The following is a 26,224-nucleotide window of genomic DNA, read 5'->3' on the forward strand; positions in this document are numbered from 1 at the left end:
GACGACCCGCAGATCGTGACCCCGAGCGACACCGTGACGCCTGGTTCGACCGACGTCGTGGAGATCTCCTCCGACGGCGCGTGCCTGGGCAATCCGGGTCCGGGCGGCTGGGGTGCGGTCCTGCGATACCGGGAGCACGAGAAGCGGATCTCCGGCTCCGATCCGGACACCACGAACAACAAGATGGAGCTCACCGGCGCCATCGAGGCACTGGCCGCGCTGACCAAACCGTCGACCGTGATCCTCTACACGGACTCGAGTTATGTCCGCAACGGCATCACCAAATGGGTCGCGGGCTGGCAGCGGAACGGCTGGAAGACCGCCGACAAGAAGCCGGTCAAGAACGCCGACCTGTGGCGGCGCCTGATCGACGAGGAGAAGCGCCACGAGGTCACCTGGAAATGGGTGAAGGGCCATGCCGGTGACCACTACAACGAGATCGCCGACGAACTCGCGACGACCGCCGCGAGGCAGATCGCCGACGGGCGCCGATGAGTGAGGCGTTGCCGATAGCCGTCGAACCCACGCCCGATCGGCACCTGGTGGCCGCGGTCGAGGGCGCCGGCGGGCGGGTGGTCGGGATCGACGAGGCGCGTGTGCTGGTGTGGATCGGCACCGCCGCGGACTTTCCGGACCTGCCCGACCAGGTCGAATGGGTGGCCCTGAAGACCGCGGGTATCGAGGAGTTCGTGTCCGCCGGGGCCATCGACAACCGGCGGCTATGGACCAACGCATCCGGCTTCTACGCCGAGAACGTCGCCGAGCACGCGCTGACCCTGCTGCTCGCCGGCTTGCGTCAGGTCAACACCGCGGTGCTCCGGCACTGGGACAAAGAGCCGATCGACACCGCGGTCCGCTCACTGCACGGTTCGACCGTCGCGATCATCGGCGCGGGCGGGATCGCCGCGTCGCTGATCCCGCGCCTTTCCGCGTGCGGTGCCGACGTCATCGCGGTGAACCGGTCCGGACGTCCCGTCGACGGTGCGACCGTGACGCTGCCGTCGGACCGCACCGGCGAGGTGTGGGGGCAGACCGATCACGTGGTGCTCGCGGCACCGGCGACCGCGGAGACCCGACACGTCATCAACGCGGAGTCGCTGGCCGCGCTCCCCTCCCACGCCTGGATCGTGAACGTCGCGCGGGGACCACTGGTCGACCAGGCCGCATTGGTGACGGCACTGCGGGAGGGGCAGATCGCCGGGGCCGCACTCGACGTCACCGACCCCGAGCCGCCCGCCGCCGACGACCCGCTCTGGTCGCTGCCGAACGTCATCATCACGCCGCACGTCGCGAACCCGTCGTCGGGACTCACCCGCACGATGGCGCCGTGGCTGGCCGAGAACATCCGGCGATTCCTGGCCGGTGAGGAGCTCCTGGCGGTTGTCACGCCGGGCAGCGACTACTGATCGCGCACCTGTCGCCGGCTCGGCCTTGCGTTGGAGTGTGCTCGAAGGCCTAGCGTCGTCTCCATGAGCACAGATCACCTGATGGAGAAGGCGCTCGCGGCGCTGGGTGAACAGGACGGACCGCTGTCCGTCGAGGTCATCCATCAACTGGTGGAGGCCGACGAGATCGACGGCGTCCGCACGATCGCGGAGGCCGCGGACCTGCTCGGCGTCTCCGCGCACACTCTCCGCTACTACGAGCGCATCGGCCTGGTGGACGTTCCGCGCGACGCCGTCGGCAACCGGACCTACGATGCCGCGGCAGTTCGGCGCCTGGTCTTCCTCACTCGGATGAGGTTGTCGGGCATGGCCATCCGCGACCTGCAGCACTATGTGGAACTGGTCGACCGCGGCGACGACACGGTCGACGAGCGGCTGGAGATGCTGCTCGAGCACCGTGACACGGTTCGACGGCAGATCGCGGAGCTGACATTGTCGCTGGCCGCAACCGAATACAAGATCGCCACCTACGGAGGGAAGACGCAGCCATGAGCACCGCATCGAACGCCACTGCATCGAACGCCACTGCATCGAACAACACTGCATCGAACAACCGCGGGATCGTGCGACGACGCATCGGCGATCTCGACGTCTCGGCCATCGGGTTGGGTTGTATGGGAATGAGTTTCGCGTACGGCGACGTCGACGAGGCCGAAGCGCTCGCAACCCTCGATCACGCGATCGACACGGGCGTGAACTTCCTCGACACCGCCGACATGTACGGCCGCGGCGGAGCCAACGAGAAGCTGCTGTCGCGGGTGCTGGCCAGGCGTCGTGACGAGGTGGTTCTCGCCACCAAGTTCGGCATCATCACGGATCCGGAGACCGGGTACCCGACCGGCGAGCTGAACGGCTCCCCCGAGTACGTGCGGGCGGCCGTCGACGCGTCACTGCGCCGCCTGGGCACCGACGTCATCGACCTCTACTACTTGCACCGGGTGGATGCGTCACGTCCGATCGAGGAGACGGTCGCCGCGATGTCGGAGCTGGTGGCAGCGGGCAAGGTGCGTGCGCTGGGACTGTCCGAGGCGAATGCCGAGACACTGCGTCGTGCTGCCGCGGTCCATCCGATCGCGGCATTGCAGTCGGAGTGGTCGGTGTTCAGTCGTGACATCGAGGACCACGACGTGCCCGCCGCCCGCGACATCGGCGCCGCGATCGTGCCGTACAGCCCGCTCGGCCGGGGCATGCTCACCGGATCGGCGCCGACAGAGTTGTCGGACAACGACTTCCGTCAAACTCTGCCGCGATGGCAGGGTGGCAACCTGGCCGCGAATCTGACGCTCGTCGACGAGGTCCGCGCCGTGGCCCGCGAGGTCGGGGCGACGGCGGGCCAGGTGGCGCTGGCGTGGTTGCTGGCCCAGGGCGACGACGTGGTCCCGATCCCCGGCACCAAGCGTCGCCGGTATCTCGACGAGAACGTCGGTGCGGTCGAACTGACGTTGTCGGCGGATCAGCTGGATCGGCTGGCGGCGCTGCGTCCGGCGGGGGAGCGGTACCCGGACATGGAGTGGGTGTCGGGACGGTCGGGATAGACGGATCTTCTAGAACGTGTTCCAGTTTTGCGGGATCGGTGGCATCCTCGGGTGGTGATTCTCGACAGATTCCGTATCGATGACAAAGTGGCCGTGGTGACCGGCGCCGGACGCGGTCTCGGTGCCGCCATCGCGGTGGCGTTCGCCGAGGCGGGCGCCGACCTGGTGATCTCCGCCCGCAACGAAGGCGAACTCGACAAGGTCGCCGCGCGTATCCGCGAGGTCGGCCGACGGGCGAAGGTGGTGGCCGCCGACCTCAGCGACCTCGACGCCGCGGCCGGGCTGGCGCAGACCGCCGTCGACGAGTTCGGCAGGCTCGACATCGTCGTCAACAACGTCGGCGGGGCACTGCCGAGGCCCCTGATGGACACCAAGCCCAAACACCTCTCGCAGGCGTTCGACTTCAACGTCTCGAATGCGCACGCCCTGGTCGTCGCGGCGGTGCCGCATCTGCTCGCCAACGCCGACGGTGGGTCGGTCATCAACATCACGTCCATGGTCGGGCGGTCGCCCGGGCGGGCCTATGCCGCATACGGCACCGCCAAGGGCGCCCTCGCGCAGTACACCCGGCTGGCCGCGATGGACCTCAACCCGAGGATTCGGGTGAACGGCATCGCGCCCGGAGCGATCCTGACGTCGGCGCTCGACATCGTCGCCGACGACGAGAAGATGCGGTCGGAGATCGAGGCGGCCACCCCGTTGCACCGGCTCGGCGATCCGGAGGATGTCGCAGCGGCGGCGCTCTACCTCGCCTCGCCTGCGGGTTCGTATGTCACCGGCAAGATCCTCGAGGTCGACGGCGGGATCGTCACGCCCAATCTCGATCTGCCGATCCCGGATCTGTAGGTCGCGGGGGGCGGGGTCGGGGGGTCTCGATACGCCACTCACTACGTTCGCGGCCACTCGACCGGCGGGTGGTTGTGGGCGCGCGGGCTGCTCGATCGGCGGTGGGGGTGCGGGCGTGCAGCTCAGGGGCGTTCGTTGCGCGATGCCTTCTCGACGATGGTCGCGATGCGTTTGCGCTTGGTCGCCTGCTGTTTGGCGAAGGCGAGCTGGCTGAGCCCGAATTTGCGGGCGCTGGGCGGGAAGGCATCCCAGTTCGCCCGGGCCTGCGGGACGGCGTCGAGCGCGGCCGTGAGTTCGGGGGACTCGACGAGTGCCTCGGCGTCGTCGAGCAGGGTCCACAGGCCGCGCGCCTTCGCGTCGTCGATCACCGACCGGCCTGCGGGCTGCATCCGGTCCTGGGCGATCAGGTCGGTGACCCGCGCCTTGTTCGACGCCGCCCAGGCGCTGTTGCGTCCGCGGCGGGTGAACCACATGCCGCGCCGTGCGTCGTCGATGGTGCGGGTGTGGCCGTCCACCCAACCCCAGCAGAGCGCCTCGCGCACCACTTCGTCATAGTCGAGCGGCGGGTTTCCGGACTCCTTGCGCCAGAACACAAACCAGACTCCGCCCGATTTGTCGTGGTTTTCGCGCAGCCAGCTGTGCCACTCGTCGAGGGAGCCGGGATGGAGGTGTTCGGCGTCGGGGTCGGCCATGGAAGAAGCCTAGGTGGCCTCGGTACAGTTGAGGGGTGGGCGAGGTCTTCGCATTTATCGGCGGACACTGGTGGCTGGTCTTCCCGGTCATGGGTGTGGCGGGCGGCTGGGCCGCGCGCGTGGCCGCCTACAACGAGAAGCGTCGCAAGGACAAGATCGAGCTGGCCCGGATCAGGGCGTCGGCACACACCGAGCAGCTGCGGATCACCCAGACCAGCAAGGCGTCGATCGCCAAGGTGCTGACGCGGCACGACGACGTCGATACCCGCTGGTTCGGCTATGAACTCGATCTGGCCACCCTGATCGAATATCCGATGATGACCGACCTGCGTGAGTCACTGACCTTGGCCTTCCATCGGGCCAAGGTGCACGCGGACGACCTGCGCCCCGCCGATGCCGGCGAACTTCTCGACCCCGCCGTCTTCGCCGAGTACCGCGATGCCGTCGGTGAGTACGCGACGGCATTCGACGCTGCCGAGCGCGAGGCCCGCCGTCGGAAGCAGGGCGACTTCTCCCCGGTCGAGCGGGAGCGTCTCGAGCGCGCCCGGCGGCTGGTGGCGGTGGCCGCGGACAGCGGCGCCACACCGGCCGAACGCCAGGCCGCGTACCGGAAGGCGCGCTCCGAGCTCGACGGCCTCATCGCGGTCCCGCCGGCCGCGAGCGAGAAACTCGAGGGCCGGATCGCGGCCGCGCTCGAACCCGGTCGGGAACGCTGACCCGGCACCCGTACTACCCGGATCACGTACTACGGGGTCACCGACTCTTCTTCCTCGACCTCCGCCGGTCCGGCGAACTGCGAGTTGTAGAGCCGGCAGTAGGCACCCTGCGCCGCGAGCAGTTGGTCGTGATTGCCCTGCTCGACGATCCGCCCGTCCTCCATCACGACGATGACGTCGGCGTCGCGGACCGTCGAGAGACGGTGTGCGATCACAAAACTCGTGCGGTCGGTGCGGAGGTTGGCCATGGCCTTCTGGATGAGCAGTTCGGTGCGGGTGTCCACCGAGCTGGTGGCCTCGTCGAGGATGAGGATCGTCGGCTTCGCCAGGAACGCACGTGCGATGGTGATCAGCTGTCGCTCACCGGCGCTCACGCCGCCACCCTCCTCGTCGAGGACGGTGTCGTAGCCGTCGGGGAGCGTGCGCACGAAGTGATCGACGTGGCTGAGCGCGGCCGCCTCCATGACCTCAGCTCGCGACGCCGTCGGATCGCCATAGGCGATGTTGTCGTAGATGGTGCCGCCGAACAGCCACGAGTCCTGCAGCACCATGCCGGTGCGTTCCCGCAGGTCGTCGCGGGTCATCCGTCGTGAGTCGACCCCGTCGACCCGGATGGTGCCGTCGTCGACGTCGTAGAACCGCATGATCAGGTTCACCAGGGTCGTCTTGCCCGCGCCGGTGGGCCCGACGATCGCGACCATGTGTCCTGGCTGGGCCACCAGCGAGAGGTTCTCGATGAGCGGCTTGTCGTCGGTGTAGCGGAACGACACCCCCTCGAAGGCGATGTGCCCGTGGCCGTGCGTCGGCGACTCCGGATCGGTGGGGTCGGGCGATTCCTCCTCGGCGTCGAGGACGTCGAAGATCCGCTCGGCCGAGGCGACACCGCTCTGCATCAGGTTGAACATCGACCCGATCTGCGTGAGCGGCTGCGTGAACTGACGCGAGTACTGGATGAACGCCTGCACCTCGCCGAGGCTCAGCGCGCCCGATGCCACGCGCAGACCGCCGACGACGGCGATCGCCACGTAGTTCAGATTTCCCAGGAACATGATGGTCGGCATGATGATCCCGGAGATGAACTGGGCCCGCCAGCTCGATTCGTAGAGCTGCTCGTTGCGGTCGTCGAAGGTGGCCTCGATCTCGTGCTGCCGACCGAACGCCTTGACCAGCTCGTGTCCGGTGAACGCCTCCTCGACCTGCGCGTTGAGCGCCCCGGTGGACGACCACTGCGCGATGAAGTGGGGTTTGGACCGTTTGGCGATCTGGGTGGTGGCGATGACCGCCAGCGGCACCGTCACGACCGCGATGAGCGCGAGCAGCGGCGAGATCCAGATCATCATCACCAGCAGGGCGATCACGGTCAGCACCGAGTTGAGGAACTGGGCGATGGTCTGCTGCAGGCTCTGCGAGAGATTGTCGAGATCGTTGGTGACCCGGCTGAGGAGATCGCCACGCGCCGAGGCGTCGTAGTAGCGCAGCGGCAGCCGATGGACCTTCTCCTCGACTTCTGCGCGCAGGCGCCGGATGGTCCCGACGACGACGATGTTCAGCAGATACGCGGCCAGCCACGCCAGCAGCGACGACCCGACGTACAGGATGAGCACGATCAGCAGCACCTTGCCGACCGCGGAGAAGTCGACACCCACACCGGGCGTGACGTCCATCGAACTCACCATGTCGGCGAAGGTGTTCTGGCCGCTCTCGCGCATCCCGGCGATCGCCTGGTCCTTGGTGAGCCCGGCCGGCAGCGTCGCCCCGATCACCCCGTCGAACACGAGGTCGGTGGCATGCCCGAGCACCCGGGGCGCCACCGCCGCGAGGATCACCGACACGACGATCGACGTCAGCACCGTCACCGTGAAGATCCGGTAGGCGAGCAGCCGATGGATCAGTCGCTTCACCGACGGACCGAAGGAGCGGGGCTTCTCCGCCGGAGCACCTGCGAGCGCCGGGCCGCCGCCGCGCGTCATGACGCCTCCTGGATCGCGAGCTGCGATTCGACGATCTCGGCGTAGGTCTCGCAGCTCTCGACGAGGTCGTCGTGACGACCGAGCCCCACCACCCGGCCGCGATTGAGCACGACGATCTGGTCGGCGTCGACGATGGTCGAGACCCGCTGCGCGACCACGATCACCGCGGACTCGCGGGTGGCCGGACGGAGCGCGGCACGCAGCCGGGCGTCGGTGGTCAGGTCGAGGGCGGAGAACGAGTCGTCGAAGAGGTAGACGGCGGGTTTGCGGATCAGTGCGCGGGCGATCGCGAGTCGCTGGCGCTGGCCACCGGACACGGTGGTGCCGCCCTGGGCGACCGTGGTCTCGAGGCCGTCGGGCATCCGCGACACGAAATCCTCGGCCTGGGCGATCCGCAGTGCGGCCCAGATCTCGTCGTCGGTGGCATCGGGTTTTCCGTGGCGGAGATTGGACGCGATGGTCCCGGAGAAGAGGTAGGGCCGTTGCGGTACGAGTCCGACGACCGAGCGGAGTCGGTCCGGATCGAGCCGGCGGACATCGGTCCCGCCGACGAGGACCTCACCGTCGGTGGCGTCGATGAGTCGGGGGATGAGCCCGAGGACCGTGGTCTTGCCGGAGCCCGTCGACCCGACGATCGCGGTCGTCGTGCCCGGTTCCACGCGGAAGCGGATGTCGCGCAGCACCGGGTCGTCGGCGCCCGGGTAGCGGAACTCGGCACCCCGGAACTCCACGGTGGCGGGATCGCCGGCGAACCCGACCGCCTCGGCAGGAGGTTGCACCGAGGTGTCGGTGTCGAGGACCTCGCAGATGCGTTCGGCACAGACCGTGGCGCGGGGCGCCATCATCGCCAGGAACGAGGCCATCATCACCGACATCATGATCTGCATCGCGTAGCTCATCATCGCGGTGAGCGCGCCGATCTCGACGCTGCCGTCGGACACCGCGTGCCCGCCGAACCAGATGATCGCGACGATGGTCACGTTGGTGATGAGCATGACGACGGGGAACATCAGGGCCATCAGGCGGCCGACGCGCAGGGTCGCGTCGGCGAGGCGGTCGTTGGCGACGGAGAAGCGCTGGATCTCATGGGGTTCCCGCACGAACGCGCGGACCACGCGGATTCCGGTGATCTGCTCGCGCAGCACACGATTCACGGCGTCGATGCGCTCCTGCATGGCGCGGAATCCCGGGATCATCCGTCCGATGATCAACGCCATGGTGACGCCGAGGATCGGGACCGCGATGGCCAGCACCCACGACAGTCCGGGCGCGACGTGGATACCCATGACGATGCCGCCGACACACATGATCGGGGCCATCACCAGGATCGCCGTGCTCATCACCACCAACAACTGCACCTGCTGCACGTCGTTGGTGGTCCGGGTGATCAGCGACGGCGCGCCGAACCCGCCGATCTCCCGCGCCGAGAAGGTGTTCACCCGGTGCAGCAGGTCGTGGCGGATGTCGCGGCCGACGCCGAGCGCAGCGCGCGCACCGAAATACTGGGCGACGATGGTGCAGATCACCTGGACGACGGAGATGACGAGCATCCAGCCGCCGGTGCGCAGGATGTAGTCGGTGTCGCCGCGGGCGACGCCGTCGTCGATGATGTCGGCGTTCAGCGTCGGCAGATAGAGCATCGCCGCGGTCGCGACGAGCTGCAGCCCGACGACGGCGACCATGTTCCGGGGGTAATTCGACAGATACGTGCGGATCAGCCGACTCAACATGACGAGATCACCCCGATGACGCTAGCAACTCCGACCGACGGCCTGCGACCGGATATCTGACCCTGATGCCAGGCCGCGGCGGGCCCGATACTCAGCCGGCGAATGTGAACGGTACCGCGGCTTCGGGCGTGTACGTCAGGTAGGTGAACGACTCCTTGAAGTAGAGGGTCACGGTGTCGCCGTCGTGCGAGTCGTACCCGATGGAGACGTCCTGGCCGATGTTCAGCTCGAAGTCTCCTCCCCGGGTGCTGAGCAGGAAAGCGCCCGAGATCGCGGGTGCCCAGACGATCTCGCCGCCGGCGACGAGAAGTCGCTGGAGATGGTCGCGGATCGGGACGCCGTGGTTCGAGGTCTCGTTGACCAGCGTGTAGACGTCCGCCGACAGCGCCAACGAGTACGGGCCCTCGACCGAGGCGAGCCGCAGTGCGCTGGTGGCCTGGGCGAGCGCCTCCGGGTAGTCCCGCACGTCCTCGGGCAGCGCGATCGGCGTGGCCGACGCGGTGGCGCGGATTCCGCTGATCCCGGCGGCCGGGTACCCCTCGAAGATCGCGCGGTCCTCGGCGCGGGCCAGCTCGGCGGCGGCGTTGCGAACGGGGTCCCAGTCGGAATCCTTGGAGCCGCGGTCGACGTCGTCGATGGCCTCTCGGGTGACCGTGAACGGCACCTTCAGCTCCACCAGCGACTGGGACTGCCGGGCGAACGCGAGGATGCCGTCGGCGGGGGAGTCGATCTTGGTGCGATGCCCGAGCGTGATCGACGCGACGTCGTTGCCGAGCGGGCCCTTGACGTCGACGAGACGGCGGCCCGCGCTGTTGCGCTTGAACGAGCGGGTGGCCTCCTCCTCGATCTCGGCCCAGGCGGCCTCGGATATCGGTGCGAGTTCGCGATGCAGATTGCTCATTGGTGTCTCCTGGGGGTCGGCCGGTACGGGGTTCTGATGGTGGTCAACGCAAGGATCCGATGCCGAGTGAGCGATCGGATGATCGGGCGACGGTGGGTTCCGGCGTCTCGTCGGTCGCGGCGGGCTCGTCCGATGCGGAGCGCTCCGCCGGTGCCGGGGGCAGGTCCTCGAGGAAGTCGATCGTCGGCGTGAAGAACTGTGCGCCGGTCACCGCGGTCGTGAAGTCGAGGAGCCGATCGTAGTTCCCGGGCGGATCGCCGATGAACATCTTCCGCAGCATCTCCTCGGTCACATCCGGGCCCGCGGAGTAGGCGATGTAGAACGTGCCGCGTTCGCCGGCCACGGAGACGTCGCCGTAGGGCATGTTGTCGCGGACGACGTCGATCTCCTCGCCGTCGTCGTCCTCGACCACGTTGAGCGCGATGTGGGAATTGGTCGGCTTCACGTCGTCGGACATCTCGACGTTGTCGGTCTTGGTGCGGCCGATCGCGGCTTCCTGGTCTTCGACGGTGAGCCCGTTCCAGGCCTCCAGGTCGGTCACGTAGCGCTGGATCGCGACGTAACTCCCGCCCGCGAAGTCGGGATCCTCGTCGCCGACGGTGATGGCGTCGATGGCCGCCTGGCCGACCGGGTTCTCGGTGCCGTCGACGAATCCGATGAGGTCACGCAGGTCGAAGTAGCGGAAGCCGTGGACCTCGTCGACGACGGTCACCGCGTCACCGAGCGCATCCATGGCCAGGCGGCCCACCTCGAAACAGAGATCGAGCTGATCGGCCTTGATGTGGAGCAGGATGTCGCCGGGGGTGGTCGGCGCGGTGTGCACCTCACCCTCGTAGGTGACGAAGGGACGCAGCGACCCGGGCCGGGGGCCGTCGAACAGGCGGTCCCATGCCTGCGATCCGACGGAGGCGATCGCCGACAGCGCGGCCTCGGGAGCGCGTGAGGAGACCGCGCGGGCCAGCGTGGGGAGATCCGACAACAGACCGCGGGCCGTGTCCTCGCCGCCGTCGTCGATGGTGAGGACGAGGAACAGGGCCGCCTTCGTCTTGCGCGTCAGGATCGTCTGCGGGACCGGCACCAGTTCACTCTAGCGGACCACCGATGGGCGGTGAGCGTAGCGCCCGCGCCCCGAATGGGTTGGCGAGGCAAACCTTTTAGGCCTCCGACGGACGGCTTCAGCCGCGGGCAATCGCCCGTCCGGCGGCCCTCCCGGAGAAGATGCAGCCGCCCAGGAAGGTGCCCTCCAGGGCGTTGTAGCCGTGAACCCCGCCGCCGCCGAACCCGGCGACCTCGCCCGCCGCGAACAGACCGTCGAACGCGGTGCCGTCGGGTCGCATGACCTGGGAATCGAGGTTGGTCTCCAGTCCGCCCAATGTCTTGCGCGACAGGATGTTGAGCCGCACCGCGATCAGGGGGCCGTGCGCGGGGTCGAGCAGTCGGTGCGGTTTCGCGACGCGTACGAGTTTGTCGCCCAGATACTGACGGGCGTTCGTGATCGCCATCAACTGGGCGTCCTTGGAGAACTTGTTGCCCATCTCGGCGTCGCGCGCGGAGACGACCCGTTCCACGTGCTGGAGGTCGAGCTTCGGGCCGCGCGTGATCGCGTTCATCCCGGCGACGAGTTCAGGCAGGTTGTCGCGCACCACGAAGTCGACGCCGTGTCGGGTGAACGCGTCCACCGGCCCGGGGGCGCCCTTGGCGAAGCGGCTCTTGGCGGCGAACTTGAGGTCCTTGTCGGTGATGTCGGGGTTCTGCTCGGAGCCGGAGAGCGCGAACTCCTTCTCGATGATGCTCTGGGTCAGGATGAACCACGAATAATCGTGGCCGGTGGACAGGATCGCCTTCATCGTCGAGTTGGTGTCGAAACCGGGGAAGTTGGGTGGGGCCAGTCGATTTCCGTTGGCATCGAGCCACAGGGACGACGGTCCCGGGATGATGCGGATCGCGTGGTCCGGCCAGATCGGATCCCAGTTGTGGATGCCTTCGGTGTAGTGCCACATGCGATCCCGGTTGACCAGACTGGCGCCCGCCGATTCGGCGATGCCGAGCATTCGGCCGTCGACGTAGGCCGGGACGCCGGAGATCATCGTCTTCGGTGCTGGGCCAAGACGCTCGGTCGGCCAGTTCTTGCGGATGAGCTCGTGGTTGTGACCGATGCCGCCGGTGGTGACAATGACCGCGTCGGCCCGGATCTCGAAGTCGCCGACCACGTCTCGGGCGGAAGCGACCCCCCGGTCGAGCTCGGTGGGGGATAGTACCGAGCCACGGACACCGACGGCGGCGTCGCCCTCGACGACGATCTCGTCGACCTGGTGGCGGAACCGGAACTCGACGAGTCCCTGCTTCTCGGCCTCGAGGACGGGTTCGGCGAACACCCGCACGACCTCCGGGCCGGTGCCCCAGGTGAGGTGGAAGCGCGGTACCGAGTTGCCGTGGCCATCGGCGAATCCGCCGCCACGTTCGGCCCACCCGACGACCGGGGTGATCCGTAGCCCCAGGTCGTGCAGGTACTGCCGTTTCGTGGACGAGGCGAAGTCGACGTAGGCGCGGGCCCACTGCCGGGGCCAGAAATCCTCGTCGTCGCGGTCGAAGCCGGCCGACCCCATCCAGTCCTGGAGTGCGAGTTCGGCCGAGTCCTCGATACCGAGCCGGCGCTGCTCGGGGGTGTCGACGAGGAAAAGCCCACCCAGCGACCAGAACGCCTGCCCGCCGAGGTTGTTGCGATTCTCCTGATCCACGACGATGACCTTGCGCCCGGCTTGGGTGAGTTCGTAGGTCGCGACCAGTCCGGCCAACCCCGATCCGACCACCACCGCGTCGGCTTGCTGCTGGCTCACCGCGCCCTCCCTACTTCTCCGTTGACGTCGAGACTAGCGCCCGTCACGCGACGGGCACCCCGACTTGACCTGTGTGACCCCCTGACGCTCTCAGATTCGCCCGACGCTCTCAGATTCGCCCGACGCTCTCAGATTCGGATGTCGGCGTAGCGATGCACCCAGGGATCGGCCTGTTCGAGCTGGGCGGCCAACGCGAGCAGGTCGCCGTCGGTACCGAGGCGCCCGACGAACTGCACGCCGAGCGGCAGGCCCGCAGCTGTCCAGTGCAGCGGCACGCTGATGGCCGGGCGGCCGGTCAGGTTGGCGAGCTGCGTGTAGGGCACCCAGCCGAGGCTCTGCTCGATGAGATCGTCGAGGATTCCGGTGCGTGCCAGCAGGTTTCCCGCGTGCAGCTTGGAGATCACCCGAGAGGCGGCCTGTAGTGGCGGGGGCGTGGTGGTGGCACCGATCTTCAGCGGAGGAGTGGCGAGCGTCGGTGTGAGGAAATAGTCGTAGGACCGGTGGAACGTCTCCAGGGAGATCACATGGTCGTTCACCTTGTTCAGTGCGCTCAACGCCGCGACCGCACCGGCGGACCGTCCGAGTTCCGCCATCGCCAGGGTGTCGGCCTCGAAGTCGCGGTCGGTCGCACCGGTGAGTGCGCGGGTCTCGTCGACCTCGGTCGCGAGCACCGCGAACCAGATGGTGAGGAAGTCGCGGGCCAGCGCGGCGTCGTCGTAGGGCGGTGCGACCTCCTCGACGTGATGACCGAGCTCGTCGAGGACCTTCGCGGCATGTTCGACGGCGGCGACCGCCTCGGGATCCGGATTCGGATTGATCGCCGACGACGCCGAGTAACCGATCCGCAGCCGCGACGGCGGGTCCGCGATCCGGGTGGCGAACGGCGTGCTCGGCGTCGGTGTCGGGTAGACCGAGCCGGGCGTGGGCCCGACGATGGCGTCGTAGAGGGCGGCGGCGTCGCGCACCGTGCGGGACACGACCCCCTGGACCGCCATCCCGAACATCGCCTCGCCGGTGGCCGGGCCGAACGGGGCAAGCCCGCGCGTCGGTTTGAGTCCGACGAGCCCGTTACAGGCCGCCGGGATTCGGATCGACCCGCCGCCGTCGTTGGCGCCGGCCGCGGGCACGATGCCCGCGGCGACCGCCGCGCCCGAACCGCCGGACGAACCTCCCGGCGTGTGGTCGGTGTTCCAGGGGTTGCGGGCCGGACCCCAGAGGTCGGATTCGGTGATGCCCTTCGCGCCGAACTCGGGGGTGTTGGTCTTGCCGAAGATCACCAGTCCGGCGTCGAGGAAGCGGCGCACCACGTTGGAGTGTTCGGGAGCGATGTGGTGTGCCAGGGATCGCGAGCCGCTCGACGTCGGGTAGCCCCTGTACTCCTGGGCCAGATCCTTGATCAGGAAGGGGACGCCCGCGAACGGACCCGACAGGTCGGGGCCGGCCGCTCGTGCGTCGGCCTCCTCGTCCATCCGACGGACGATCGCATTGAGTCGGGGATTCACCGCGTCGGCGCGTTGCCTGGCGAGTGCGAGCAGTTCGGCGGGGGTGACGTCGCCTCGGGTGACCAGTTCGGCGAGGGAGGTGGCGTCGAGGCGGCGATACTCGCTCAGGTTCACCGGGCAAACATTACGGCGCCGGGGTGTCCGGCCGGAAGGATCTCGGGCGGCGAATCGGTGATGATCACCGTTCATCGAGCAATGCGATAACGGCGCCATAACGCTGTACGACCGTCCCAGTAAGGGGTCCGATCCAGCCGCCGGTCCGGCTCGGGTTTGCGCAGGTGGTGCGATCCGCCGGTGCGTTATGTCGGGTTGTCGTCGGTCACGGCCTTCGTCCTGGCCTTTGCCGGTGTGTTATCGAGCCGTTACACTGCCTCACGACGGGTATGCGCAGGGCCGACGAGCCATAGAATCCCGTGAGATGACCCCCGTGAGATGATGTGGCCCACTTCGTGGTCGAGATCGATAAGGAAAAAATCAATGCTGACACGCGCCCGTAAGCGCTTGGTCGCCGGACTTGTGGCTGTCGTGGCCGCGACGGGCGTGACCATGGTTGCTGCTCCGACCGCTCAGGCGGCCGGTAACACCGAGTACGTCTACTCCGCGGCCATGCACCGCAACATCCCGGTCCGGATCGTCGACGGTGGCGGTGGCGGCCCGAAGCCCACCCTGTACGTCCTCGACGGCCTGCGCGCCCCGAACAACACCAGCGGCTGGCTGCAGAACACCGATGTCGACCGTTTCATGGTCGGCAAGGGCACCAACGTCGCGATCCCGTTCGGTGGCGGCGGCAGCTTCTACACCGACTGGGAGCGCACCGATCCCAAGCTGGGTGTCAACAAGTGGGAGACCTTCCTGACCCGCGAGCTGCCCGCATACATGCAGCGTCGCCACAACAGCGACAACCGCCGCAACGGCATCGCCGGTCTGTCGATGTCGGGCACGTCGGCGCTGAACCTCGCCTCGCGTCACCCCGGCTTCTACCGCGCGGTCGCGTCGTACAGCGGCTACCCGACGGTCACCCTGCCGGGCTTCAACCAGGGCATCCAGGCGTCGGTCGCCGAGATGGGCGGCAACCCGATCAACATGTGGGGCTTCTGGCCGGCCGGTGAATGGGCCGCCAACGACCCGTTCCTGACTGCCAACAACCTCGCGGGCAAGCGTGTCTACGTGTCGGCGGGCACCGGCGTCGGCAGCAAGTACGACTCGTCGGTGAACCCGGCCAGCGCCAACTTCAACCCGGTCAAGTTCGCGCAGATGGTTCCGCTCGAGGTCGCCGCGTCGACCAGCAGCCAGCTCTACATCGGTCGTCTGGCCGTGGTCCCCGGCGTCAAGCTGACCACGCACATCACCCCGGACGGCGTCCACTGGTGGGACTACTGGGAGAGCGACTTCAAGCAGTCGTGGGCCACCACGTTCCGCCCGGCGTTCTTCTGATCGCTGCGGACTGACTTCCGACCGACGCGGCCGGTGACCTGAGGGTCACCGGCCGCGTTTGTTGTCGTGCCGATCGTGCGCACTCGCTCGCCGACCGTGCGCAGAACCCCGTCGATCGTGCGCACTTGCTCGTCGACCGTGCGCACTTGCTCGTCGACCGTGCGCAATGGGGGTCCATGCCCTGCGAACCGTGCACGATCGACGGGAATCTGCGCACGTTCGGCGAGCTTTTGCGCACGATCGGCTGGGCAGGTCAGGGCAGAGCGGGGCAGCGCGGGCGACGGTGGCGGGTGGCCCTGCCAACGAGCAAGGCTCCCACCACGTGCTCGGAGTGAGCGGGTGGTGGGAGCCTTGTGCGGGACTACGGCGGGCTACTCGCCGGGCGGACGACGGAAGTGGTGGGTCTCGTCGTCGTCGTCCGACGGGCGGAACTCATCCGTGGGCCGGAACGTCTGCGTCGCGGAGTCGTCCGCCGTCGGCGGCGGCGTGAACGTCTGCGTCGCAGTGTCGTCGGCGGGAGTCTCGTCCGGCGTGTCCACTCGGGGGATCTGCTCGGTCGGCCGGTCCCATGGGTCGAGGGAGGCGCCTGCGCCGGCGGCAGCTGCGCCGGCCACCGGAACGGTCGGGTCGACCTCGTGTCGCCCGGCGGTGGTGCCGGCCGCGTCGGGGGCGTCCCAGGTAGCCGTCTCGTCGTCGGCGGGCGGGGTGTCGTCGCCGTCCCGGTTGCGGCGTGCACGCCACATCAGGAAGCCCCACAGAGCCAACAGCAACACACCGACGATGCCGAGGATCAGCGGCAGCCAGAAGCTGCCGAGGGTCAACAGCCCCTTGTAGTGGTCGGCCGTCTCGGCCTGGTTCTTGACCGTTTGATCGGACCACTTGAATCGCGCCTTGAGTACGTCCATCTGAAAGTCCCGAACCGGTGCGGGGGTGTCGGAGCTCTGGTCGGGCGACCGGAAGTACTGGTGCTGATCTTCGAGACCGTCGATGATGGTGCCGGTCTCCGGCTCGACGAACACATGCCGGGTGGCGGTGGCGTACCGGTGCATCGTGATCTTGTCGTTCGGCTTCACGCCGCGTCCGCTGATACCCCACCAGCTCGCCGGCATGGTCAGCATCGTGCCGAGCGCCGCCTCACCCTGGGCGTTCGGCAGGCCCGAGACGTCGGTCTCCGGTACGTCGCCGACGAACTCATAGGTCTTGACCCCGTTGATGTCCTTCTCGCCCTTGAAGTTGACCGGGATGTCCTGGCGCGTGTTCGTGTCGTAGTAGAGATACGCGCGCTTGCCGACGTCGAAGCCGAACTTGTACTGGAAGCCCTTGCGATCGGGGAGGTCGACCGAGACGTCCTTCGGGTTCACCCCTTCGGGTGCGGCCTCGAGCTGCAGAGAGCTGACGGTCCCGTTCGGCACCGACGACTTGCGATTCACCGACACCCGGTCGATGTTCGCGGTCAGCAGACCATCGTCGCATTTGCGCTCGCCGTCGGCACCTGCCATCGACGGGTCCGTCTCGTTGCCTGCGGCGTCGCGAACACGGTCGATCTGGACGGTCTGCGCCGACTGCAGGGTCGCCTGGCGCTTGTCCGACGGGTCGACGATGACCGATCGGCGCTGCTGGGTGAGATGGGCGTCCAGCACACGTGCCTTGCGCTCACTCACCGAACAGCGATCGAAGATCTCGGCCGGGAACCGGTCACCGCTGGATCCGTCCTCGGGCACTGTGGTGGCGACCGACGTGATGTCCAGGTCGAGTGGCACCACGCGCAGTTGCGGTACGAGGAACAGCGGTATGGCTATGGCAGCGGCGATGCATGCGGCGCCGAGGAACGCCGGCAGCGCCAGCCAAAGTCGTCTCATTCTCTCCACTCCTGTACTCCGGACTCAACGTCACAACAGTAGCGGCGCCGTGCCGTAACCCGACGGAGGTCTCGGACATTCCTGGCAACGACCGTGCCATACGCCTCCCCCGAGCCGTCCGACGGTCAGCCCGACCGGCTGCGATCGGACCGTCTGTCGCGTTCGGCCTCTTTCATGATCCCGGCCATATATGCGTAGATCTCTTTGTCGGACATGGCTTTCCAGCGCGGCGCGAGCAACTTCATGTATTTCTCTACGTAAAGGAGCTGTTTGCCGACGAGAACGAGTTCGCGGGGCAATCGGGCGTCGTGTGCCTTGGCGACCGCGGCCAGTTGGCGTCCGAGATCGCCGTACGACATCGAGCCGAGATCGGTCGACGACAGCGGCATGGCCACGCGCTTGATGTCCTCGGCGCCCTCGCTGGTCGACGACGTCGGATTGTGGACGGCCCCGAGCAGAAAGATCGCGCGGCCGGCCGACTCGTAGTCGCCGCGCACGATGAGGTCGACGACGAGTTGCCGGAGAATCCGTCGCGTCCGTTTGGTGAACCGCCCGACGATGCCGAAGTCGAGTAGTACGAGCGTGCCGTTGGCGTCGACGAGCACGTTGCCCGCGTGGAGATCGCCGTGGAACAGGCCACCGTGGAACGCCGACTCGAGGAGGGAGAGCAGCAGATTGCGACACAGCGCGACGCCGTCATGGCCCGCGGCGCGGACTGCCGCGGCGTCGTCGATGCGGATCGCGTACACCCGTTCCATCGTGAGCACTCGCGAGGTGGTGAACTCGTCGTGGACCTCGGGAACCCGGACGCGGCTACCGTATGGGCCGTCTCGCAGGCACTCGTACCACTCCCGCATCGCGTCCGCCTCGTTGCGGAAGTCGAGTTCTGCCGACAGGCCGTCGGCGAAGTCCTCGACGACGTGTCGGGCGCTCAGCATCCGGCCGTACTCGGAGATCTCCGCGAGTCCCGCGAATCGCTCGAGCAGGGCGACATCCGGTGCGAGACGGTCGGTGATTCCCGGGCGCTGGATCTTGACCACGACCTCTTCGCCGGTGTGCAGGGTCGCGGTGTGAACCTGCGCGATCGAGGCGGACGCGATCGGCTCGACGTCGAAGGCCGCGAAGACCTCCTCGGGACCGCGGCCGAACTCCTCGATGAACAGTCGCCGGATGTCGGTGGGGTCGGCGGGACGAACCCGGTCGAGCAGGGATTCGAACTCGGCCGAGAGCGTGTCGCTGAACACCCCGGGGCTCGAGGCGATGAGTTGCCCGAGTTTGACGTAGGTGGGGCCGAGATGTTCGAACGTGGTCCGGATCTCGTGGGCGACGCGCTGTGCGGTCGGGCGACGACCGTGGACGGCGTCGTCGAGGGTGTGGAACACGAAGCGCCCGACGCCCGCCGCCGTGTGGGCGGTCGCCGTGCCGAATCGGGTGATCTCGGCGATCGGCGACACCGTGGGCAGCTGTCTGCGTAGGTCGTCGTTTGCGGAGTTCTGCATCGTCACCATCGGCAAGTGTAACGACGCAGCATGCCCCGCACCCGGTACGCGGCGCGTCAGGCGGAGCTCATCGACGTCCGGCGACTGTCGATCCACCTGGTCAGGAGCCCGTTTCGGGGTGCGAAGAAGTAGATCAAAGTGAGGATCACACCCTGTGTCACGACCACCATGCCGTCGAAGGCGATGGTCCGCGGCACGTCGATGTCGGAGAGGAATCGCTCGAATCAATCGTCGAGGTGCCGACCGTCCACCACCCGAACTGGCAAGTCGGTCATACCGGATCTGGGTGGGTGTCGCGCCAGTCGTGCCGAGTCTCGCCAGTGACCTGGTGGTGTCGTACGAGCCATCTGCGCACATGAATATTCCTGAATGTGATCTATTCGCGCGGCACCCCACGTGCCGACGCTTCTCCGGAACACTGGAGGAGTGCGGGGCGACCCGCAGCGGAGTCACGGACCAGGAGTCCGATCCGCGAATCCGACGTCGAACCGAGGGAGCTTCCATGCCCACCACCGTCAACGCCTACATCGCGACCGCCGCCGACCAGCCGCTCGGCCCCACCACCATCGAACGCCGTGACCTCGGCGCGAACGATGTCGCGATCGACATCGCCTACGCAGGCATCTGTCATTCCGACATCCACACCGCGCGCAGTGAGTGGGGCCGGACCGCGTTCCCGGTGGTCCCCGGCCACGAGATCGCCGGGACCGTCTCGGCCGTCGGCTCCGACGTCACCCGCCACAGCGTGGGAGATCGAGTCGGCGTCGGCTGTTTCGTGGACTCGTGCCGCGAGTGCGAGCCCTGCCGCCGAGGCGAGGAGCAGTACTGCGAACGTGGGATGACCGGCACCTACAACGCCGTCGGCCGCGACGGCGAGCCCACCCACGGTGGCTACAGCACCGGGATCGTCGTCGACGAGAACTATGTGTGCGGCATCCCCGAGGGCATCGACCTCGACGTCGCCGCGCCTCTGCTGTGTGCCGGCATCACGCTCTACTCGCCGCTGCGTCACTGGCAGGCCGGCCCCGGCAAGAAGGTCGCGATCATCGGGCTCGGCGGGCTGGGGCACGTCGGCGTCAAGATCGCGCACGCGATGGGCGCCGAGGTCACCGTGCTCTCGCAGTCGCTCAAGAAGATGGAGGACGGCCTGCGTCTCGGCGCCGACCACTACTACGCGACCAGCGACCCGGACACCTTCGACCATCTGCGCAACGAGTTCGACCTGATCATCAACACCGTGTCGGCCAACCTCGACATCAAGCAGTACCTGGGACTGTTGGCGATCAACGGCACGCTCGTCGAGCTCGGCCTTCCCGAACACCCCATCGAGGTGCCGGCGTTCGCGGTCACGGCCAACCGGCGCAGCTTTGCCGGGTCCATGATCGGTGGCATCGCCGAGACCCAGGAGATGCTGGAGTTCTGTGCCGAGCACGGCATCGGGGCCGAGATCGAGGTGATCGGTGCCGACAAGATCAACGAGGCGTATGAGCGGGTGGTCGCGAGCGATGTGCGCTACCGCTTCGTGATCGACACCGCGACACTCTGACCGTCGAGGCCACCGACCACCGATGACGCCGGCGTTCCGGGTCGACGATGTCCGCGGTGCCCGCATCGCCTGGAACCAAACCGGGCGCGGGCCCGCGGCGATCTGGGCGCACGGACTGGGCTCGAGTGCCTACCGGCAGGAGTTGTCCGGCGAATTCGATTGGCGGGCGGTCTCTTCGACGCGACGCCTCATCCGGTACGACGCCCGAGGCCACGGCCGGTCGACGGGCGGTACGGCGGCCCACGAATACACCTGGCCAGAGCTGGGGGCCGATCTGCTGGGCTTGCTGGATGTCGCCGCGCCGGGCGACCCCGTCGATGCGATCGGGGCGTCGATGGGAGCCGCGACCATCGTGTACGCCGCACTTGCCCAACCGGATCGGTTCCGGAGCCTCGTCCTCGTCACTCCGCCGACGATCTGGGGCACTCGCCGGGTGATGGCCACGGAGCGCCTCGAGGCGGCAGACCTGATCGATCGCCACGGTCTCGCCGCCTTCGAGCGGGGCGGAGTGGACGAACCGGTCTCGCCCGCCCTGGCCGACGCCAGGCGATTCGTCGCCCCGATCGCCGTCCGCGCGTCCATCTTTCCCTGGGTGCTCCGCGGGGCCGCCGAATCGGATCTCCCGGCGCCCTCGGTGCTGGCATCCCTGGGGATCCCGGCGCTCGTGCTGAGCTGGACCGGGGATCACGCACATCCGGTGAGCAGCGGAGAACTCCTGGCCGATACCTTGCCGACTGCCCGGTTGACGGTCGCGGACACCCCGCATCAACTCCGTTCCTGGCCTCAGGTGGTTGCCGCGTTCTTGGACAATCCGTTCGCGACCGCTCTGTGAACGCTGTGTCGCACCGATAGTCGCCGAGCACTTCCGCCGCTCGCGGTGACGGACGCATCCTTGACGGATACCCCCTAGGGGTATAAAACGGACAATATGGATCACAGCCTCGACCACGCGACGGTCGGAGTCGCCGAGCCCGATCGCGACCTGCACGCCCATCACACGCATCCCCACGACGGCCATTCCGGCGGTGGGGATCGTGATGCGCGCGGTCATGGCGGTCACGGCGACCACGTCGCGATGTTCCGGCGGCTCTTTCTGGTCATGACGGTGCTCGCGGTCCCGGTGGTGATCGCGAGCCCGATGTTCGCCGACCTGATCGGCTACGAGTTGCCGTCGTGGGGGTGGCTGGATTGGGTGTCGCCGGTCCTCGGTACCGTCATGTTCGTCTGGGGCGGGCGCCCGTTCCTCACCGGAGCGGTCGGCGAATTGCGTTCTCGGACACCGGGGATGATGACTCTGATCGCCCTGGCCATCGGTGTCGCGTTCGTCGCCTCGTGGGGTGCGACCCTGGACCTGCTGCACCATGAACTCGATTTCTGGTGGGAGCTCGCGCTGCTGATCGTGATCATGCTGCTCGGTCATTGGATCGAGATGCGGTCGATATCGCAGACCACGTCGGCGCTGCGATCACTGGCCGCCCTGTTGCCCGACGAGGCCGAGCGGGTGGACGGCGACGTGGTGCGGACGGTGTCGCCTGCCGATCTGCGGGTGGGTGACCTGGTCGTCGTGCGACCCGGTGGGCGCATCCCCGCCGACGGTGAGATCACCTCGGGCACTGCAGAATTCGACGAGTCGATGATCACCGGAGAATCGACACTGGTGAGCCGCACGGTCGGTGATCGAGTGGTCGCGGGTACGGTCAGCGCGGACACCGCCATCCGGGTCCGGGTCGGTGCGGTCGGTGGCGACACCGCTCTGGCGGGCATCCAGCGCCTCGTGTCCGATGCCCAGAATTCATCGAGCCGTGCGCAGCGACTGGCCGACCGGGCCGCCGGCTGGTTGTTCTGGTTCGCGCTGGCCTCGGCACTGATCACGGCGGTCGTGTGGACCGCAGTCGGGCAATCCGACAACGCCGTGATCCGCACCATCACCGTGCTCGTCATCGCCTGCCCGCACGCACTCGGGCTGGCCATCCCGCTGGTCGTCGCGATCGCGACCGAACGCGCGGCCAAGATGGGTGTGCTGGTGACCGACCGGATCGCGCTGGAGACCTTGCGGCAGGCCGATGTGGTGCTGTTCGACAAGACCGGCACCCTCACCAAGGGTGAGCCTGCCGTGGTGGACGTCGTCGGCGCCGCCGGGAGGTCGGGCGACGACATCCTGGCCGTGGCGGCCGCCGCGGAAGCCGACAGTGAGCACCCCCTGGCGACCGCGATCGTCCGTGCCGCCGTCGACCGTGGCATCACCATCCCTGCGGCGCAGGACTTCTCGTCGAGTCCCGCGGTCGGGGTGCGGGCCGAGGTCGGCGGACGTGAGATCGCCGTCGGGGGTCCGCGGCTCCTCGACGAGCGCGGACTCTCCGAGCCGGACGGCTCGGCGGACCTGGCCGGCCGCGGCAACACCGTGCTCTACGTCGTCGACGACGGAACCGTCATCGGTGCGGTCGCCCTGGCCGACGCGATCCGTCCGGAATCGGCGGACGCGATCCGAGCCCTCGCCGATCGTGGCGTGACCTCCGTGATGGCCACCGGGGACGCGCACGACGTGGCCGAGCGGGTGGCGGTCGAACTCGGCATCGACCGCGTCTACGCGGGCGTCCGTCCCGAGGACAAGGAGTCGATCGTCGCCGACCTGCAGGCCGAGGGGAACACCGTGGTGATGGTCGGTGACGGCGTCAACGACGCTCCAGCCCTCGCGCGTGCCGATGTGGGTGTCGCGATCGGTGCCGGGACGGACGTCGCGATCGGATCGGCCGGGGTGGTGCTGGCCGGCGACGACCCGCGCACCGTGGTCTCGGCGATGGTCCTGTCCGGGCAGGCCTACCGCAAGATGCGGCAAAACCTCTGGTGGGCGGCCGGCTACAACCTGCTCGCCGTCCCGCTCGCGGCCGGTGTGCTGGCACCAGTCGGCTTCGTGTTGCCGATGGCCGTCGGTGCCATCCTGATGTCGGTCTCGACCGTGGTCGTCGCGCTCAACGCGCAGTTGCTCCGACGGGCGGATCTGTCGGTGCACTGACGGCCGTCCCCCGGAGCACGGGGGAGGGGTATGGTTTTCGACTGGGAATCGAAAACAGGTCGGCGTGGTTGATCCTCACATCGACGTTCCCCCGCGAGAGGTGCGAGATGGCCCAGAATGAGATGAGCCGTGACCAGCGCGACGAGACGCGTGCCGACTTCGTTGTGGTCGGTGCCGGTGTGGCCGGACTGACCGCCGCCCTGCGTGCCGCCGAGGCGGGACTGCGCGTGGTGATTCTCACCAAGGGGCCCGCATGGCATCCGGATCGGGTAGAACAGGCGACCTCGACCTTCTATGCGCAGGGCGGGATCGCGGTGGTCGAACCCGGCAATCCCGAAGACTCGGTGGACCTGCACGTGGCGGACACGCTGGCCGCCGGGGCAGGCCTGACCGACCCGCAATCCACCCGGGCCATCCTCGACGACGGTTGGCCCGCGGTGTCCGGTCTGATCGGCTGGGGCGCCGAGTTCGATCGGGGGCCCGGCGGCGACCTGCTGCGAACCCGTGAGGGTGGCCATTCGGTGCGGCGCATCATCCACGCGGGCGGCGACGCGACGGGCGCGCAGGTGCAGCGTGCGCTGGTGCGCAGGCTGCGGGCCGCCTCCCGATCCCTGGCCATCACCAGCCACGACGACGCGGTCGCCACCGCGATCCTGCGTGCCGACGGTCAGACGGTCGGAGTGGCCTACCGGCGGCAGGGGCGCGACCGCGTCGTCCATGCGCCGACCGTCCTGCTCGCGACCGGCGGCAGCGGTCACCTCTATGCCGCCACCACCAATCCGTCCGGCGCGACCGCCGACGGCATCGCCCTCGCGCTGCGGGCCGGGGCCGTCGTCGCCGACATGGAGTTCATCCAGTTCCACCCGACGATGCTGTTCGTCGACGGTGCACGCGGCCGGCGCACGCTGATCAGCGAGGCCGTGCGCGGCGAGGGCGGCCGGCTGGTGGACGTCGACGGCGATCTGGTGACCGCCGAGGTGCACCCGATGGGTGATCTCGCGCCGCGCGACGTGGTCGCCAATGCCGTCGAGGCGAGGATCGCCGACTCCGGCCACCCGTGCGTCTATCTCGACGTCCGGTCGATCGCCGATTTCCCGACCCGATTCCCGACGGTCACCGCGGGCATCGCCGCCGCCGGACTCGACGTGTCCGCCGGCCTCATTCCGGTGGTGCCGGGTGCGCATTACCAGTGCGGCGGCGTGCTCACCGACGTCGGCGGTCGGACCACGGTGCCCGGCCTGCTGGCCGCGGGTGAGGTCGCCCGGACCGGGCTGCACGGCGGAAACCGGCTGGCGTCGAACAGCTTGCTGGAGGGGCTGGTCATGGGCCGGCGGGCCGCCGAGGTTGCGGTCGGGCGTCGGGGCAACTGGGTGAGCGAGGGCGTCGCCGTGACGCTGGGGATGCATCCGGCGATGACTCGGAAAGAGCTGCAGGACAACATGTCCCGATCGGTCGCGCTCCGCCGGGACGCCGACGGCCTGGCCCGGATCGCCACAGCGCTGAGCAGCCTCCCGGACCGGGCGGCGGTCACCGACGCCGACATCGAGGACGCCGCGCTGACCTTGACTGCCCGGGTCGTCGTGGAGGCGGCGCGAGCGCGCACCGAATCGCGTGGCTGTCACACGCGGATCGACCATCCGCACACCGACCCGCCGGCGCGGACGCGGTGTTTCGGCTGGCTCGACGGCGAGCTCACCGAGTGCGACGGCAGCGAGATCATCACCGGCATCCACGCGCTGGTGTCCTGAGCTGTCGGCCCGACCCGGAGCGGTAACGTCGGCGAGCATGACCGCGCCCGGACGAGTCGTCGTCGACCTCGGCCACATCCGTCTGCATGCCCTCACCTGGGGGGAGCCCGATGCGCCGCTCGCCATCTGCCTGCACGGTTTCCCGGATTCCGCGTGGACGTGGCGACACCTCGCGCCCGAACTCGTGTCGGCCGGGTATCGGGTGGTCGCGCCGTTCACCCGCGGCTACGCGCCGTCCGAGATCCCGGCCGACGGCGACTATCACGTGGCGGCGCTCGCCCACGACGTCCTGGCGCTGCACCACGAACTCGGCGGCGACGATCGGGCGGTCCTGATCGGACACGACTGGGGCGCGCTGACCGCCCACGCGATCCTCGCCCGCGACGACCACCCGTTCCGGCGCGTCGTCGCGGTCGCGGTGCCGCCGATCGCCGCGATGCGACACGCGGGGACGTCGGTGCGTGCGCGGTTGCGCCTCATCCCACGACAGATGGCGATGAGCTGGTATATCGGCTTCAACCAGATCCCGTTCCTCCCGGAGCGAGTTCTCGGGTGGCTCATCCCGACGCTCTGGCGGCACTGGGGGCCGTTCCCGAACGTCGATGACATCGACAACGCGCTGGCCACGGTGCCGAATCGCGCCCACGGATCGGCCGTCGTCGGGTACTACCGGGCCATGCTGCGCCCCCGCGTCGGCGCCCGATATGCCGACCACGCCACGGATTGGCTGCGGCCACCCCGGACACCGTTGCTCTACCTGCACGGCGCGCTGGACGGATGCATGCAGGTGGATTTCACCGACGGATTGACCGAGTTGCTGCCGGCGGGCAGCGAGGTCGCCAGGATCGATCACGCAGGCCATTTCGTTCATCTGGATCGACCCGATCCGGTGCATCGCCGGGTCGTCGACTTCCTCGGTTCGTGAACCTCGGTCGGCGCCCCGGGGCGCAC

22 protein-coding genes are annotated in these 26,224 nt (G+C 68.3%); 12 read left to right on the plus strand and 10 right to left on the minus strand.

From position 1 onward, the window contains the following. Positions 1 to 33 precede the first annotated feature (33 nt). The 5 genes from rnhA (at position 34) to ACLQ3I_RS22895 (ending at position 3,826) form a co-directional block, all read left to right on the plus strand. Positions 34 to 495 (plus strand): ribonuclease HI, encoded by a 462-nt coding sequence (gene rnhA / locus ACLQ3I_RS22875; protein ID WP_425794660.1) that lies wholly within the window; start codon positions 34 to 36, stop codon positions 493 to 495. Next, a complete protein-coding gene (locus ACLQ3I_RS22880) occupies positions 492 to 1,406 on the plus strand; it encodes a D-isomer specific 2-hydroxyacid dehydrogenase family protein (RefSeq protein WP_425805053.1) in 915 nt (304 codons plus the stop codon). The genes rnhA and ACLQ3I_RS22880 overlap by 4 nt, the downstream gene beginning before the upstream one ends. A 63-nt stretch (positions 1,407 to 1,469) precedes the next feature. Continuing rightward, a complete protein-coding gene (locus tag ACLQ3I_RS22885) occupies positions 1,470 to 1,937 on the plus strand; it encodes a MerR family transcriptional regulator (protein WP_425805056.1) in 468 nt (155 codons plus the stop codon). After that, the gene (locus tag ACLQ3I_RS22890; RefSeq protein WP_425805058.1) at positions 1,934 to 2,980 is read left to right on the plus strand and encodes an aldo/keto reductase; all 1,047 of its coding nucleotides are present in this window, start codon (positions 1,934 to 1,936) and stop codon (positions 2,978 to 2,980) included. Before ACLQ3I_RS22885 ends, ACLQ3I_RS22890 begins: the two co-directional genes overlap by 4 nt. Positions 2,981 to 3,034: 54 nt before the next feature. Continuing rightward, on the plus strand, positions 3,035 to 3,826 hold the full coding sequence (locus ACLQ3I_RS22895; RefSeq protein WP_425805060.1) for an SDR family oxidoreductase: 792 nt from the start codon (positions 3,035 to 3,037) through the stop codon (positions 3,824 to 3,826). Positions 3,827 to 3,948: 122 nt separating this feature from the next. On the opposite strand, the gene ACLQ3I_RS22900 is transcribed toward ACLQ3I_RS22895, so the two are convergent. After that, positions 3,949 to 4,518 (minus strand): YdeI/OmpD-associated family protein, encoded by a 570-nt coding sequence (locus ACLQ3I_RS22900; protein WP_425805062.1) that lies wholly within the window; start codon positions 4,516 to 4,518, stop codon positions 3,949 to 3,951. Positions 4,519 to 4,607: 89 nt separating this feature from the next. Between ACLQ3I_RS22900 and ACLQ3I_RS22905 the strand changes: the two genes are divergently transcribed. Beyond that, positions 4,608 to 5,234 (plus strand): hypothetical protein, encoded by a 627-nt coding sequence (locus tag ACLQ3I_RS22905; RefSeq protein ID WP_425805133.1) that lies wholly within the window; start codon positions 4,608 to 4,610, stop codon positions 5,232 to 5,234. Between the two features lie 29 nt (positions 5,235 to 5,263). On the opposite strand, the gene ACLQ3I_RS22910 is transcribed toward ACLQ3I_RS22905, so the two are convergent. The 6 genes from ACLQ3I_RS22910 to ACLQ3I_RS22935 all read right to left on the minus strand — a co-directional run bounded on the left by ACLQ3I_RS22910 (position 5,264) and on the right by ACLQ3I_RS22935 (position 14,288). Then, a complete protein-coding gene (locus ACLQ3I_RS22910; protein ID WP_425794608.1) occupies positions 5,264 to 7,204 on the minus strand; it encodes an ABC transporter ATP-binding protein in 1,941 nt (646 codons plus the stop codon). Beyond that, positions 7,201 to 8,934, minus strand: coding sequence for an ABC transporter ATP-binding protein (locus tag ACLQ3I_RS22915; RefSeq protein ID WP_425794607.1), 1,734 nt, complete (start codon positions 8,932 to 8,934; stop codon positions 7,201 to 7,203). Before ACLQ3I_RS22915 ends, ACLQ3I_RS22910 begins: the two co-directional genes overlap by 4 nt. Positions 8,935 to 9,025: 91 nt before the next feature. Next, on the minus strand, positions 9,026 to 9,835 hold the full coding sequence (locus tag ACLQ3I_RS22920) for a family 1 encapsulin nanocompartment shell protein (protein ID WP_425794606.1): 810 nt from the start codon (positions 9,833 to 9,835) through the stop codon (positions 9,026 to 9,028). Between the two features lie 43 nt (positions 9,836 to 9,878). Beyond that, a complete protein-coding gene (locus ACLQ3I_RS22925) occupies positions 9,879 to 10,913 on the minus strand; it encodes a Dyp-type peroxidase (protein WP_425805064.1) in 1,035 nt (344 codons plus the stop codon). Between the two features lie 97 nt (positions 10,914 to 11,010). Further along, the gene (locus ACLQ3I_RS22930) at positions 11,011 to 12,672 is read right to left on the minus strand and encodes an FAD-binding dehydrogenase (protein WP_425805067.1); all 1,662 of its coding nucleotides are present in this window, start codon (positions 12,670 to 12,672) and stop codon (positions 11,011 to 11,013) included. 128 nt (positions 12,673 to 12,800) lie between these two features. Next, positions 12,801 to 14,288 (minus strand): amidase, encoded by a 1,488-nt coding sequence (locus ACLQ3I_RS22935; RefSeq protein WP_425794603.1) that lies wholly within the window; start codon positions 14,286 to 14,288, stop codon positions 12,801 to 12,803. A 363-nt stretch (positions 14,289 to 14,651) separates the two neighbouring features. On the opposite strand from ACLQ3I_RS22935, the gene ACLQ3I_RS22940 reads away from it, so the two are divergent. Beyond that, positions 14,652 to 15,608, plus strand: a complete 957-nt coding sequence (locus tag ACLQ3I_RS22940) for an alpha/beta hydrolase (protein ID WP_425794602.1) — start codon at positions 14,652 to 14,654, stop codon at positions 15,606 to 15,608. Positions 15,609 to 15,979: 371 nt separating this feature from the next. On the opposite strand, the gene ACLQ3I_RS22945 is transcribed toward ACLQ3I_RS22940, so the two are convergent. From ACLQ3I_RS22945 to ACLQ3I_RS22955, 3 genes are all read right to left on the minus strand, one after another. Next, on the minus strand, positions 15,980 to 17,467 hold the full coding sequence (locus ACLQ3I_RS22945; protein ID WP_425805069.1) for a DUF3068 domain-containing protein: 1,488 nt from the start codon (positions 17,465 to 17,467) through the stop codon (positions 15,980 to 15,982). Positions 17,468 to 17,592: 125 nt separating this feature from the next. Further along, the gene (locus tag ACLQ3I_RS22950) at positions 17,593 to 18,966 is read right to left on the minus strand and encodes an ABC1 kinase family protein (RefSeq protein WP_425794600.1); all 1,374 of its coding nucleotides are present in this window, start codon (positions 18,964 to 18,966) and stop codon (positions 17,593 to 17,595) included. Positions 18,967 to 19,022: 56 nt separating this feature from the next. Continuing rightward, positions 19,023 to 19,163, minus strand: coding sequence for a hypothetical protein (locus tag ACLQ3I_RS22955; protein WP_425805072.1), 141 nt, complete (start codon positions 19,161 to 19,163; stop codon positions 19,023 to 19,025). Between the two features lie 305 nt (positions 19,164 to 19,468). Between ACLQ3I_RS22955 and ACLQ3I_RS22960 the strand changes: the two genes are divergently transcribed. From ACLQ3I_RS22960 to ACLQ3I_RS22980, 5 genes are all read left to right on the plus strand, one after another. Continuing rightward, entirely contained in the window at positions 19,469 to 20,512 is a 1,044-nt protein-coding gene (locus ACLQ3I_RS22960) for an NAD(P)-dependent alcohol dehydrogenase (RefSeq protein WP_425794598.1), read from the plus strand. A 22-nt stretch (positions 20,513 to 20,534) separates the two neighbouring features. After that, positions 20,535 to 21,344 carry an alpha/beta fold hydrolase gene (locus ACLQ3I_RS22965; protein WP_425805074.1) on the plus strand — a complete coding sequence of 270 codons (810 nt, stop codon included), beginning with the start codon at positions 20,535 to 20,537 and terminating at the stop codon, positions 21,342 to 21,344. A gap of 96 nt (positions 21,345 to 21,440) precedes the next feature. Continuing rightward, positions 21,441 to 23,525 carry a heavy metal translocating P-type ATPase gene (locus ACLQ3I_RS22970; RefSeq protein ID WP_425805076.1) on the plus strand — a complete coding sequence of 695 codons (2,085 nt, stop codon included), beginning with the start codon at positions 21,441 to 21,443 and terminating at the stop codon, positions 23,523 to 23,525. Between the two features lie 107 nt (positions 23,526 to 23,632). Next, entirely contained in the window at positions 23,633 to 25,273 is a 1,641-nt protein-coding gene (gene nadB, locus ACLQ3I_RS22975) for an L-aspartate oxidase (RefSeq protein ID WP_425805078.1), read from the plus strand. 37 nt (positions 25,274 to 25,310) lie between these two features. Next, positions 25,311 to 26,198: an alpha/beta fold hydrolase gene (locus ACLQ3I_RS22980; RefSeq protein ID WP_425794594.1), complete on the plus strand. Its 888-nt coding sequence runs from the start codon at positions 25,311 to 25,313 to the stop codon at positions 26,196 to 26,198. Positions 26,199 to 26,224 lie beyond the last annotated feature (26 nt).

Origin of the sequence: Gordonia sp. DT101 (assembly GCF_049844895.1) — a bacterium.
Classification (GTDB): domain Bacteria; phylum Actinomycetota; class Actinomycetes; order Mycobacteriales; family Mycobacteriaceae; genus Gordonia.

What these genes read in the sequence shown, in the direction of transcription:
- ACLQ3I_RS22880 (WP_425805053.1), top strand. Translation starts at nt 492, where the DNA reads ATGAGTGAGGCGTTGCCGATAGCCGTCGAACCCACGCCCGATCGGCAC.
- ACLQ3I_RS22885 (WP_425805056.1), top strand. Translation starts at nt 1,470, where the DNA reads ATGAGCACAGATCACCTGATGGAGAAGGCGCTCGCGGCGCTGGGTGAA.
- ACLQ3I_RS22890 (WP_425805058.1), top strand. Translation starts at nt 1,934, where the DNA reads ATGAGCACCGCATCGAACGCCACTGCATCGAACGCCACTGCATCGAAC.
- ACLQ3I_RS22900 (WP_425805062.1), bottom strand. Translation starts at nt 4,518, where the DNA reads ATGGCCGACCCCGACGCCGAACACCTCCATCCCGGCTCCCTCGACGAG.
- ACLQ3I_RS22905 (WP_425805133.1), top strand. Translation starts at nt 4,608, where the DNA reads ATGGGTGTGGCGGGCGGCTGGGCCGCGCGCGTGGCCGCCTACAACGAG.
- ACLQ3I_RS22910 (WP_425794608.1), bottom strand. Translation starts at nt 7,204, where the DNA reads ATGACGCGCGGCGGCGGCCCGGCGCTCGCAGGTGCTCCGGCGGAGAAG.
- ACLQ3I_RS22915 (WP_425794607.1), bottom strand. Translation starts at nt 8,934, where the DNA reads ATGTTGAGTCGGCTGATCCGCACGTATCTGTCGAATTACCCCCGGAAC.
- ACLQ3I_RS22920 (WP_425794606.1), bottom strand. Translation starts at nt 9,835, where the DNA reads ATGAGCAATCTGCATCGCGAACTCGCACCGATATCCGAGGCCGCCTGG.
- ACLQ3I_RS22940 (WP_425794602.1), top strand. Translation starts at nt 14,652, where the DNA reads ATGCTGACACGCGCCCGTAAGCGCTTGGTCGCCGGACTTGTGGCTGTC.
- ACLQ3I_RS22945 (WP_425805069.1), bottom strand. Translation starts at nt 17,467, where the DNA reads ATGAGACGACTTTGGCTGGCGCTGCCGGCGTTCCTCGGCGCCGCATGC.
- ACLQ3I_RS22950 (WP_425794600.1), bottom strand. Translation starts at nt 18,966, where the DNA reads ATGCAGAACTCCGCAAACGACGACCTACGCAGACAGCTGCCCACGGTG.
- ACLQ3I_RS22960 (WP_425794598.1), top strand. Translation starts at nt 19,469, where the DNA reads ATGCCCACCACCGTCAACGCCTACATCGCGACCGCCGCCGACCAGCCG.
- ACLQ3I_RS22965 (WP_425805074.1), top strand. Translation starts at nt 20,535, where the DNA reads ATGACGCCGGCGTTCCGGGTCGACGATGTCCGCGGTGCCCGCATCGCC.
- ACLQ3I_RS22970 (WP_425805076.1), top strand. Translation starts at nt 21,441, where the DNA reads ATGGATCACAGCCTCGACCACGCGACGGTCGGAGTCGCCGAGCCCGAT.
- nadB (WP_425805078.1), top strand. Translation starts at nt 23,633, where the DNA reads ATGGCCCAGAATGAGATGAGCCGTGACCAGCGCGACGAGACGCGTGCC.
- ACLQ3I_RS22980 (WP_425794594.1), top strand. Translation starts at nt 25,311, where the DNA reads ATGACCGCGCCCGGACGAGTCGTCGTCGACCTCGGCCACATCCGTCTG.